We start from the raw sequence: 11,990 nt of genomic DNA, 5'->3' as shown, positions 1-11,990 counted from the left end.
AAGAACTTATTTAGACCAATCATCAAAGACTTCATTGATGACTTTATTCTCGATAAAAATCATCTGCTACCACAGAGAATCTATAAATGATAGTGCGTAAGTCCTAATTTATTTGATAAAAGGTTTCCGCATTACTTCTAAAAATTGCTCGCTGCGCCTTTTCACCTAGTGGTGCTGTCATTTCAATATACGCTTGGATGAGATCTTTTAAGGTGGTGTTGGGTTTATCCATTGGAAAGTTGGATGCAAATACAATCCGTTCGATACCAAAACTCTGAATAGCGTGTTCAATGAGTGGTGAAAGTAAATCTTTTATTTGCAGTACATTCGCCGTTATTTGTTGTTTATAAAATTGATGTCCCAGTACTGGCATCATTAATCCCCAAATTTTAGTATAAACATTTTTTTGTTCAGCGAGTTCTGAAATATCCTCTTTCCATTTTGCAAATATAATCTCACGCTCAGCTGGTGTTCGCCCCGTTCTTTTTCCGACTTTTCCAAATAATCCGACTGGTGTTGCGAGATGATCTACCATGATCTTTGTATCAGGGAAATTTTGTGCGAGTGATTTGATTTCTTTAATTTGAGTGGAATATCCCCAAGCATCGAATGACAAATTCATCTTTGCTAGATGCTCAAAGCCCTTCAGGAATTTTTTCTGAGTATATAAGTGTGGCTGATCACACCAGCGATGAATACCATCATCTGGATGCCATGCTGCCATTTTACGAATACCACAAAAATGTGGACTGGCATCCCGATGAGCTTTGAGAATATCCAAAAATCTTTTATTTCTTGGATCTGCTGTAGCCACGATACCCGCAAGTTTTAGTTGTTGCTGATTAAAGGGTAAATGATGAATCCATTTTGTTTCCTCAACCACACCAAAGTTTTTTTGGTGATGCCAATTCGCCTCAACATGAATAATACTATCAATCGAACATCCTGCACTATCAACTCGATAATCAAAAGGTAGATATGGTGATAAAGCATATTGAGTGATGCCTAAAGTTTCGATTAAGTCTTTAGGTTTAACAACGCGTACAATTGTGTCCATCAATTTAGGATATTTACCCAATGCCTTGACCAATATCGCTGCTGAGTGTGGCGTAGTGTATGGATTCCACTGATGAATATGGGCATCAAGAATTGGGAAGTTTAATTGGTTCATTTTTATAATCTCTCTGAAATCCTTTTCTCAAGTTTTATTTAACTTGAAGTGGCCTATCATATTTATAATTATTTTGAAGTTACTAGATCGTTTGATCACAACCAAATGATTTATATGAATCTATCCATATGAAATAGATTCATATTTATAACTCAAATAAAGACACTTACCACAAGTCAGTATCTTTAAATATGTGGCTATTCTGTTTGCCCCCATTGAAAAGTCGTTCTCTTGTATTCTATCCCTTCTAAATCATAAACTTGATAAATCGTATCGTATAAAGACTGGATATCCTCACTGTTATCCATGGCTCTTGCTGTAATAAAAATCGGACTGACTGCACCACTATCTAGGATTGGAATATAAAGTAAATGTGGGAATCGAATGGTATCGGCACTAGCAGGAATGACACATAAGCCTTCTCCAGCAGCTACCAAACCTAAAGCCAATTGAATTTCTCGTAATTCACGGACATTTTTCGGCACCAAACTATGCTCAGCAAAAATATTTAAAAGTTGGCTTGAAAAATTAGGTTTTGGTGTATTTGGATAAACAAATAATTTTTCATCAACCAAATCTGCTAAATGCACTCCCTCGACGCGTTGAGCAATTGGATGACTTGAATGGGCTGCAACAACTAGTCTTTCTTTGCGCAAAAGTACTCTTTTTACAGCTGGATCGCTGATTCTCAACCGACCAAAACCAACATCTATTCGCCCTTCTTTGAGTGCTTGAAGTTGTTCAGTAGTACTGAGTTCTATCAACTGAATATTTAAATGTGGGTGTTGTTGGCGGTAGAGATAAATAATTCTAGGTAATATACCAAATAATAATGAGCCTACAAAACCAATGGTTAAGGTTCGCTCAATCAAACCAATCCGCTTCGTCATACTCTTAACCTCTTCCGCATTAGACAAAAGTTTTAAGGCATGTTGGTACAAAAATTGACCTGCGGTTGTGGTTTGAAGTGGTCTACTTCCTCGTTCAAAAAGCTGTACACCTAGTTCATTTTCAAGGTTTTGAATTTGCCGACTTAAAGGTGGCTGTGCGATGAACAGCCGTTCTGCTGCTTTGGTAAAGCTTTGCTCTTCCACCACTGCGACAAAATAGCGTAAATATCTGAGTTCCATTCTTTATCTCCATACCTAATAGGTATAAAAAAATACATATTCAGTCTTAGACACAGTTTAATCATTCTTTTAAGGTATAGGAAGAGCATAAAGAACCAGTGATGGTGTGAAATGTACAAAACAATCGAAACCATATTAGTCGATATCCCAACGATACGTCCACATAAGCTATCTGTGACGACCATGCAAACCCAAACCTTGGTATTGGTCAAAATCACAACAACGGATGGTCTTGTGGGTTGGGGCGAAGCGACCACGATTGGTGGACTTAATTATGGTGAGGAAAGCCCTGAAAGTGTCAAAGCAAATATCGATACTTATTTTGCCCCGCTCTTATTGTCGATCAAATCTTCAATAAATGTGGCTCAAACACTCAAATTGATTCGTAAAACTATCAATGGCAATCGCTTTGCAAAATGCGCCATTCAAACTGCGCTCTTGGATATTCAAGCGAAACAACTCAATTTGCCACTAAGCGAAGTATTGGGTGGTCGTCTACGTGATCGTCTCCCTGTGCTTTGGACTTTGGCTTCGGGTGATACTGAAAAAGACATCGCTGAAGCAAAGAAAATGATTGAGCTCAAACGCCACAATATTTTCAAGTTAAAAATCGGTTCCAATCCTGTGCAACACGATGTTGATCATGTAATTGCCATCAAAAAAGCTTTAGGACCTGAAATCAGTATTCGTGTTGATGTAAATCGTGCTTGGTCAGAATTGGAATGTATTCAAGGCATTCAACAGTTGCAGAATGGCGGCATTGATTTGATCGAACAGCCTTGTGCGATTGAACAAACTCAAGTGTTGGTTCGCCTAACGCAGCGTTTTGATGTGGCTATCATGGCAGATGAAGCTTTGACAGGACCTGACAGTGCTTATCGTTTAGCGAAACAGCATGCGGCAGATGTTTTTGCTGTGAAAGTTGAGCAATCAGGTGGTCTGATTGAGGCTTGTGAAGTGGCCAAAATCGCTAAGTTGGCAGGAATTGATCTTTATGGCGGCACTATGTTGGAAGGTCCGATCGGCAGCATCGCTTCGGCGCATGCCTTTAGTACTTTTGACAGCCTTGCTTTTGGTACAGAGTTATTTGGTCCCCTCTTACTGACTCAAGACATTTTAAAAACACCATTGCGTTATGAAAATTTTGAATTGGTGGTGCCAAATACTGCAGGTCTAGGCATCGATATTGACGAAGACAAAATCGAGCAGTTGCGTCGTAAGGCTTAAGGGAGAAAGCGCATGTTATTTCAGGTTCGTATGGATGTGCATCTTCCTGTGGAGATGCCTGCTGAACAAGCCAATCAGATTAAAGCGGTTGAGAAAGCTTATTCGCAAGATTTACAGCGTCAAGGTAAGTGGCGTCATATTTGGCGGATTACAGGACAGTATTCAAACATCAGTATTTTTGATGTCGAAAGCAACGAAGAGCTACACAACATTTTACAGGGCTTGCCCTTGTACCCCTACATGGACATTGAAGTGATGGCATTGAATCGTCATCCCTCTTCGATCCGTGAGGATGATCGTTAATTCACAACACCCCATCGTCACTCGACAGCTTCATCACATGCTCAGAGTGTCGTAGAGATAAGGATAGTGGTACGGCATAACGGATTGAATGACTCTCCGTTTCCCCACCACCTACGCGAGATGCATAGTTAAGGAGAAATCATATGAATCGTCAGGATATTGATGCATTAGTGAAAAAAATGAATGTTGATACTGCTACAGGTGCAGTCGATCAACGTGTTCAAAGCATCGTGGTACGTTTATTGGGAGATTTATTCCAAGCAATTGAGGATTTGGATATCCAAGCTTCAGAAGTGTGGAAAGGTCTAGAGTATTTTACAGATGCAGGTCAAGCCAATGAATTGGGCTTACTCGCTGCGGGCTTAGGTCTAGAGCATTATTTAGATTTGCGTGCTGATGAAGCCGATGCCAAAGCAGGTGTTTCTGGTGGTACGCCTCGTACAATTGAAGGTCCACTGTATGTTGCAGGTGCACCTGAGTCTGTAGGTTTCGCCCGTATGGATGATGGTTCTGAATCAGACAAAATCGATACTTTAATTATCGAAGGTACAGTGACGGATACAGACGGCAATATCATCGAAGGTGCCAAAGTTGAAATGTGGCATGCGAATAGTTTGGGGAACTATTCTTTCTTTGATAAGTCTCAATCTGATTTCAATCTACGTCGCACCATTCTTTCTGATGTGAACGGTAAATATGTGGCTTTGACCACCATGCCTGTAGGTTATGGTTGCCCACCTGAAGGAACGACTCAGTTTGTTCTGAATAAGTTAGGTCGTCATGGTAACCGCCCTTCGCATGTTCATTATTTTGTTTCTGCACCGGGTTTTCGTAAGTTAACGACACAGTTCAATATCGAAGGCGACAAGTACTTATGGGATGACTTTGCTTTTGCAACGCGTGATGGTCTTGTAGCGACTGCTGTCGATGTCACTGATGAGGCTGAGATTCAGCGTCGTGGTTTAGATAAACCATTCAAACACATCACTTTCAACATCGAATTAGTTAAAGAAGCGGCTTCTGCACCTTCTACTGAAGTTGATCGTCGTCGTGCATCTGCATGAGCAAGAGTAATTTAGGAACCGAGTTATTGAAATTTAATCAAATAACTCGGGGCTTCCTCCTTAGGAAAGTCGGAGAACGGACATGCCAAAAATTCCAGTAATCAACACGACGCATCTTGATCGAATTGATGAATTGCTTGTTGATAATGAAGAAACAGGTGAATACAAACTTCATCGTTCAGTATTTACAGATCAAGCGATGTTTGATCTTGAAATGAAATATATTTTTGAAGGCAATTGGGTCTATCTAGCTCACGAAAGCCAAATTCCAAAAAATAATGACTTTTATACGACTTATATTGGTCGTCAACCAATCATTATTGCTCGCAATCGTAATGGCGAATTAAATGCCATGATTAATGCTTGTTCACATCGTGGTGCACAACTCTGTCGCCATAAACGTGGCAATAAAGCGACTTATACGTGCCCTTTCCATGGTTGGACATTTAACAACTCAGGTAAATTACTCAAAGTTAAAGATCCTACCGATGCGGGTTATTCTGACTGTTTTAACCAAGATGGCTCACACGATTTAAAGAAAGTTGCGAAGTTTGAAAGTTATAAAGGTTTCTTATTCGGTAGTTTGAATCCTGATGTTCCATCTTTAGAAGAGTTTCTTGGGGAAACAACCAAGATTATTGACATGATCGTTGGTCAGTCAGAACAAGGTTTAGAAGTATTACGCGGCTCTTCAACCTATACCTATGAGGGTAACTGGAAGCTCACCGCTGAAAATGGTGCTGATGGTTACCACGTATCTGCTGTGCATTGGAACTATGCAGCTACTACACAACATCGTAAAGAAACTGAAGCTGGAGATAACATCCGTGCAATGAGCGCTGGTTCTTGGGGTAAACAAGGCGGTGGATCATATGGTTTCGAGCATGGTCATATGTTGTTGTGGACTCAGTGGGCAAATCCAGAAGATCGTCCAAACTATCCAAAAGCAGATGAATACACCGAGAAATTTGGTGCTGCAATGTCTAAATGGATGATTGAGCGTTCGCGAAATTTATGTCTTTACCCAAATGTTTATTTGATGGATCAGTTCGGTTCACAGATTCGTGTGCTTCGCCCACTCAGCGTCAATAAGACCGAAGTGACCATTTACTGTATCGCACCAGTTGGTGAAGAGCCTGAAGCGCGTGCTCGTCGTATTCGTCAATATGAAGATTTCTTTAATGCTTCTGGAATGGCGACACCTGATGATTTGGAAGAGTTCCGCGCATGCCAAGCAGGTTATGCAGGCTTAGAGCTGGAATGGAATGATATGTGCCGTGGTTCAAAACATTGGATACATGGACCCGATGATGCAGCAAATGAAATTGGTTTAAAACCTAAATTAAGTGGCATCAAAACTGAAGATGAAGGCTTATATCTAGCTCAACATCAGTATTGGTTAAAGTCGATGAAGAATGCTATCGCAACTGAGAAAAAGTTAGCTGAAAGTCAAATTTAGGAAGATGCCAAATGAACACAACAACTCAAGCAACTTTAGAAAATATTGCTCAGTTTCTCTATCGTGAAGCACGTTTTCTAGACGATGAACAATGGGATGAATGGTTAAGTTGTTATTCACCAGAGGCTTCTTTTTGGATGCCTGCATGGGATGACGACGATAAGTTAACTGAAGATCCACAGTCTGAAATTTCATTGATTTATTACCCAAACCGTCAAGGTTTAGAAGATCGTGTATTTCGTATTAAAACTGAACGTTCATCAGCAACGATGCCAGATACAAGGACCAGCCACAATATTAGCAATATTGAGGTGCTCGAACGTGATGGAGACAAAGTCACCGTTCGGTTTAATTGGAACACATTGAGTTTTCGCTACAAAACCAACTACAGCTATTTCAGTATGTCTCGTTATGTGATCGATTTCTCTAACGAACAACCAAAAATCATGAGCAAATATGTGGTGTTAAAGAATGATTATATCAATCAAGTGATTGATATCTATCATCTCTAACCGGTAAGCCCAGCCAAATGGAATTTTGGTTGGGTAAGCGAGATCAAAATTTTTAAATAGGATGATTGCCATGTCTAACCATAATGTAGCACTTCAATTTGAAGATGGTGTGACCCGTTTTATTACAGTTGCACAAGGTGAAACTTTATCTGACGCAGCCTATCGTCAGAAGATCAATATCCCTTTGGATTGCCGAGATGGTGCATGTGGTACATGTCGTGCATTCTGTGAATCTGGTAGTTATAACATGCCAGAAGAAACTTATATCGAAGATGCTTTAACACCAGAAGAAGCTGAACAAGGCTACATACTTGCTTGCCAGTGTCGCCCTACTTCGGATGCAGTTTTCCAAATTCAAGCATCATCTGATGTTTGTAAAACTGAAATTCATAGCTTTCAAGGCACTTTATCACGTGTCGAAAACCTATCTGACTCAACGATTACATTTGATATTCAACTAGATGATGGTCAACCTGAAATTCACTTCTTAGCTGGTCAATATGTAAATGTCGGTATTCCAGGAACATCTGAAACACGTTCATATTCATTTAGTTCAAAACCAGGCAATCGTTTAACGGGTTTTGTGGTGCGTAATGTCCCAAATGGTCAGATGAGCGAATTTTTGAGTAAGAATGCAAAAGCTGGTGACAAAATGCACTTCACAGGTCCATTTGGAAGCTTCTATTTACGTCCTGTCACTAAACCCGTTTTGATGCTCGCAGGTGGAACTGGTATTGCCCCTTTTATGTCAATGCTTCAAGTACTTGAAGAAAAGGGTTCAGATCACCCTATTCGTTTAGTTTTCGGTGTGACAAATGACTTTGATCTTGTCGCAATAGAAAAGTTAGATGAATTGCAAAGTAAGTATCCTTGGTTTGAATATCGAACGGTTGTTGCACATCCTGAAAGTCAACATGAGCGCAAAGGCTATGTAACAGGTCATATTGAAAATGATTGGCTTAACAATGGTGATGTTGACGTATACCTCTGTGGGCCAGTACCAATGGTTGAAGCTGTTCGTAGTTGGTTAGATCAAGAAGGAATTAAACCTGCCAATTTCTTATTTGAAAAATTTTCTGCAAATTAATCAAATCGGAGATCAGCATGATATTTCAAGATAGATTTAAGAACAAAATCGTCATCGTAACGGGTGCTGCTCAAGGGATTGGACGTAGCGTTGCAATTCGGGTAGCCGCTGAAAATGGATATGTGGTTTTAGCCGATCGTTCAGAGTTGGTCGATGAAGTTGCTTCAGAAATCCGTAGCACAGGTGGTCATGCAATCACAGTACAAGCTGATTTAGAGCGCTATGATGGTGCCCAAGCTGTTGTAGACAAAGCGATTCAGGAGTTTGGCCGAGTAGATGTACTCATCAATAATGTTGGCGGTGCGATCTGGATGAAACCCTTTGATGAATTTAGCGAAGAGCAAATTATCAAGGAAATCAATCGTTCTCTGTTTCCAACTTTATGGTGTTGTCGTGCAGTTCTACCTGAAATGTTGAAGCATCAATATGGGGTCATCGTCAACGTATCGTCTATCGCTACCCGTGGTATCAATCGCATTCCATATTCGGCAGCTAAAGGTGGTGTAAATGCACTTACCGCATCTTTGGCTTTTGAACATGCCAAAAATGGCATCAGAGTGAATGCGATTGCTACGGGTGGAACAGACGCTCCACCACGTAAAGTACCTCGTAATTCAACTCCACTTAGCGAAGATGAAAAAGTTTGGATGCAACAGGTTGTAGATCAAACCAAAGAAAGAAGTCTGATGGGACGATATGGAACTATCGATGAACAGGTAAATGCCATTCTTTTTCTAGCATCTGAAGAGTCGTCTTATATGACTGGCAGTGTAATTGCAGTTGGTGGTGGTGATCAGGGTTAATTCTGATCTAAACAGCAGGAAATCTTGCAAGGAGGCGCTATGACTAACCTGTTGACGAGTTTAAAAAATGATTGGTCTATTTCAGCAACTATTGCAGGATTTTTAGCGGTTCTGATTTCATATTCTGGTCCGCTTATTATCTTTTTCCAAGCAGCACAAAAAGCCAATATCTCAACAGAAATGATGATTTCATGGATTTGGGGCATATCAATTGGTGCTGCTGTTGCTGGAATTTATCTTTCAATTCGTTATAAAACCCCTGTCATCACAGCATGGTCAGCTCCTGGTACGGCATTATTGGTTTCACTGTTTCCAAATATCTCTTTGAATGAAGTTGTTGCAGCTTATATCACTTCAGCGATTGTCATTTTTATAGTTGGAGCTACAGGATATTTTGACAAATTGCTGAAATGGATTCCTCAAGGAATCGCAGCAGGCATGATGGCAGGAATTTTATTTCAATTTGGGCTCGGATTATTTGTAGCAACGGATTCCATGCCTTTGATCGTTTTCAGCATGTTGCTTTGTTATTTATTAGCAAAACGATATTCACCTCGTTATACCATGCTGTGGGTTTTGTTGTGTGGTGTTTCACTCAGCTTAATTTTAGGAAAAATGAATCCTGTTGAAATGCAGTTTAGTTTTGCTATTCCTCATTTCATTTATCCAGAATGGACTTGGCACTCTACATTTAACTTGGCTTTACCTTTAATTCTTGTGAGTCTGACAGGACAGTTTTTGCCAGGTATGGCAATTATGAAACTGAGTGGCTATGACACCCCTGCTAAACCGATTATTACAGCATCAAGCATCGCTTCACTCGCAGTCGCATGTGTAGGTGGAATTACGATTGTACTTGCTGCAATTACTGCTGCTCTATGTATGGGTAAAGATGCTCATGAACTCAAAGAGAAGCGTTATATCGCAGGTGTTGCCAATGGTATTTTCTATATTTTAGGTGGCTTATTTGCTGGCAGTATTGTCATGCTCTTTAGCCTTCTTCCCAAAGAACTCATCGCAGCTTTAGCAGGATTAGCTCTGCTTGGGGCGATTGGGACAAATGTCATGATTGCGATGAAAGATGATCATCAGCGCGATGCAGCATTAATCACATTTCTTGCAACGGTTTCAGGAATGCACTTTCTTGGACTTGGCTCAGTTTTTTGGGGCATCTGTATCGGTGTTATTGCCCAGATTCTTTTAAATCCTCACACCCACCCAAATACTGTGATGACCCAGTCATCTTCTGAAAAACAGATCAGCAAGACTTGATTGTAGGATGAATTTATTATGATCGACAAATCACAAGCTTCACTGGTTGAAGCACTCTCCCAAATCCAAGATGGCTCAACCATCATGATTGGTGGTTTTGGAACCGCAGGACAACCTGCTGAACTCATCGATGCTCTGATTGAACTCGGGGTTAAAGACCTTGTCATCGTCAATAACAATGCAGGCAATGGCGATTACGGTCTTGCCAAACTCCTAAAAACAGGCGCAGTCCGTAAAATCATCTGTTCCTTCCCACGTCAGTCTGATTCATGGGTGTTCGATGAACTCTACCATGCAGGCAAGATCGAATTAGAACTTGTCCCACAAGGCAATCTCGCTTGCCGTATCCAAGCTGCTGGGATGGGTTTAGGGGCGGTATTTACACCCACTGGCTTCGGAACATTATTGGCAGAAGGCAAAGAAACTCGTCATATCGATGGCAAAGATTACGTTCTTGAATATCCCATCAAAGCTGACTTTGCCTTAATCAAAGCTCACAAAGGTGATCGTTGGGGCAATTTAGTTTTTAATAAATCGGCACGTAACTTTGGACCGATCATGGCCATGGCTGCAGATGTCACCATCGCTCAAGTTTCTGAAGTAGTAGAACTCGGTCAGCTTGATCCTGAACACATTATTACCCCAGGGATTTTTGTTCAGCATGTGGTTGCTGTTAAAGCAACATCACCTGTTGCGCAATAAGGAGAATAACAATGAGCTATCAAAAACTCAGCCGTGATCAAATTGCAGAACGTGTTGCACAAGATATTCCTGATGGTGCCTATGTCAATTTAGGTATTGGCTTACCCACTAAGATTTCAAATTACTTACCTGCTGATAAAGATGTCTTTCTACATTCTGAAAATGGTTTATTGGCATTTGGTCCAGCACCAGCTAAAGACGAAGAAGATCCTGAGCTGATTAATGCAGGCAAAGAATATGTGACCATGCTCACAGGGGGGTGCTTTTTCCATCACGGGGATTCCTTTGCCATGATGCGTGGTGGTCATCTGGATATTGCGGTACTCGGTGCGTTCCAAGTTGCAGCCAACGGTGATCTTGCCAATTGGCATACAGGTGCAGCCGATGCGATTCCTGCTGTGGGTGGTGCAATGGATTTGGCTGTAGGTGCAAAGAAAGTGTTTATCACGACCGATCATGTCACCAAACAAGGTGAACCTAAGATTGTGGAAGAGCTGTCTTATCCTGCAACGGGTCTGAAATGTGTTGATCGTATCTATACCGATCTGTGTGTGATTGATGTGACCACAGAAGGTTTAAAAGTGATTGAGAAAGTGGATGGTCTGAGTTTTGAAGAACTACAGGCTTTGACGGGTGCTCAGTTGATTGATGCAACACAGGCTAAAGGATAAGCGACATGACCACGATTTTAAAAAATGCATACATCATTGATGCCATTCGTACCCCCTTTGGACGTTATGCAGGTGGTTTAGCCCCTGTACGTGCTGATGACCTTGGGGCAGTTCCGATTCAAGCCTTAATGCAACGCAATCCAACGGTCGATTGGCAACAGGTGGATGATGTGATCTATGGCTGTGCCAATCAAGCGGGTGAAGACAACCGTAATGTGGGGCGTATGTCCGCATTATTGGCTGGCTTGCCTTATCAAGTCCCTGCAACCACAGTGAACCGTTTATGTGGTTCATCCTTAGATGCGATTGCCATGGCTGCACGTGCGATTAAAGCAGGTGAAGCAAATCTCATTATTGCAGGTGGTGTCGAGAGCATGAGCCGTGCACCCTATGTGATGGGTAAATCGGACAGTGCTTTTGGTCGTAGTCAAAAGATTGAAGACACCACAATGGGTTGGCGTTTTATCAATCCAAAACGGCTTTGTTGCACAAACCTATCTGTAAAGGCTTTTTCAGCGATATAATTTTCAAATGAAGAAGCCTACACACAAAATCTACCGCACAACCAATTGGCCCGCATATAACCGAG

The 11,990-nt window shown here is 41.2% G+C and carries 12 protein-coding genes and 1 pseudogene; 11 read left to right on the top strand and 2 right to left on the bottom strand.

Features of this window, described 5'->3' with window-relative positions:
• Positions 1 to 103 precede the first annotated feature (103 nt).
• Positions 104 to 1,171 (bottom strand): amidohydrolase family protein, encoded by a 1,068-nt coding sequence (locus tag ACSC97_RS16420; protein ID WP_436662000.1) that lies wholly within the window; start codon positions 1,169 to 1,171, stop codon positions 104 to 106.
• 197 nt (positions 1,172 to 1,368) lie between these two features.
• The gene (locus ACSC97_RS16415; RefSeq protein WP_436661998.1) at positions 1,369 to 2,301 is read right to left on the bottom strand and encodes a LysR substrate-binding domain-containing protein; all 933 of its coding nucleotides are present in this window, start codon (positions 2,299 to 2,301) and stop codon (positions 1,369 to 1,371) included.
• A gap of 111 nt (positions 2,302 to 2,412) precedes the next feature.
• Here ACSC97_RS16415 and ACSC97_RS16410 point away from each other — a divergent pair, with 111 nt between their 5' ends.
• The 11 genes and pseudogenes from ACSC97_RS16410 to ACSC97_RS16360 all read left to right on the top strand — a co-directional run.
• Positions 2,413 to 3,528 (top strand): muconate/chloromuconate family cycloisomerase, encoded by a 1,116-nt coding sequence (locus ACSC97_RS16410; protein WP_436661996.1) that lies wholly within the window; start codon positions 2,413 to 2,415, stop codon positions 3,526 to 3,528.
• Between the two features lie 12 nt (positions 3,529 to 3,540).
• Complete coding sequence (gene catC, locus ACSC97_RS16405) at positions 3,541 to 3,831, top strand: muconolactone Delta-isomerase (RefSeq protein ID WP_004911173.1); 291 nt, start codon at positions 3,541 to 3,543, stop codon at positions 3,829 to 3,831.
• Between the two features lie 143 nt (positions 3,832 to 3,974).
• Positions 3,975 to 4,895 (top strand): catechol 1,2-dioxygenase, encoded by a 921-nt coding sequence (gene catA, locus ACSC97_RS16400; RefSeq protein ID WP_004911176.1) that lies wholly within the window; start codon positions 3,975 to 3,977, stop codon positions 4,893 to 4,895.
• Positions 4,896 to 4,977: 82 nt separating this feature from the next.
• Positions 4,978 to 6,354, top strand: coding sequence for a benzoate 1,2-dioxygenase large subunit (gene benA / locus ACSC97_RS16395; RefSeq protein WP_004911181.1), 1,377 nt, complete (start codon positions 4,978 to 4,980; stop codon positions 6,352 to 6,354).
• An 11-nt stretch (positions 6,355 to 6,365) separates the two neighbouring features.
• On the top strand, positions 6,366 to 6,866 hold the full coding sequence (benB, locus tag ACSC97_RS16390) for a benzoate 1,2-dioxygenase small subunit (protein ID WP_436661993.1): 501 nt from the start codon (positions 6,366 to 6,368) through the stop codon (positions 6,864 to 6,866).
• A gap of 70 nt (positions 6,867 to 6,936) precedes the next feature.
• Positions 6,937 to 7,953 (top strand): benzoate 1,2-dioxygenase electron transfer component BenC, encoded by a 1,017-nt coding sequence (gene benC, locus ACSC97_RS16385; RefSeq protein WP_436661991.1) that lies wholly within the window; start codon positions 6,937 to 6,939, stop codon positions 7,951 to 7,953.
• A 17-nt stretch (positions 7,954 to 7,970) separates the two neighbouring features.
• Positions 7,971 to 8,756 (top strand): benzoate diol dehydrogenase BenD, encoded by a 786-nt coding sequence (gene benD, locus ACSC97_RS16380; RefSeq protein WP_087540111.1) that lies wholly within the window; start codon positions 7,971 to 7,973, stop codon positions 8,754 to 8,756.
• 39 nt (positions 8,757 to 8,795) lie between these two features.
• Entirely contained in the window at positions 8,796 to 10,028 is a 1,233-nt protein-coding gene (gene benE, locus ACSC97_RS16375) for a benzoate/H(+) symporter BenE (protein ID WP_436661989.1), read from the top strand.
• A gap of 18 nt (positions 10,029 to 10,046) precedes the next feature.
• Positions 10,047 to 10,730, top strand: a complete 684-nt coding sequence (locus ACSC97_RS16370) for a 3-oxoacid CoA-transferase subunit A (protein ID WP_126132425.1) — start codon at positions 10,047 to 10,049, stop codon at positions 10,728 to 10,730.
• Positions 10,731 to 10,741: 11 nt separating this feature from the next.
• A complete protein-coding gene (locus ACSC97_RS16365; protein ID WP_436661987.1) occupies positions 10,742 to 11,401 on the top strand; it encodes a 3-oxoacid CoA-transferase subunit B in 660 nt (219 codons plus the stop codon).
• Positions 11,402 to 11,406: 5 nt separating this feature from the next.
• Positions 11,407 to 11,877 (top strand): annotated as a pseudogene (locus ACSC97_RS16360) (beta-ketoacyl synthase N-terminal-like domain-containing protein); the annotation flags it as partial.
• Between the last annotated feature and the right edge of the window lie 113 nt (positions 11,878 to 11,990).

It is taken from the genome of Acinetobacter sp. P1(2025) (assembly GCF_051390655.1).
Taxonomy (GTDB): domain Bacteria; phylum Pseudomonadota; class Gammaproteobacteria; order Pseudomonadales; family Moraxellaceae; genus Acinetobacter; species Acinetobacter junii.
The sequence above is the reverse complement of the archived record's forward strand: the minus strand, read 5'-3'. Positions and strand labels throughout refer to the sequence as shown.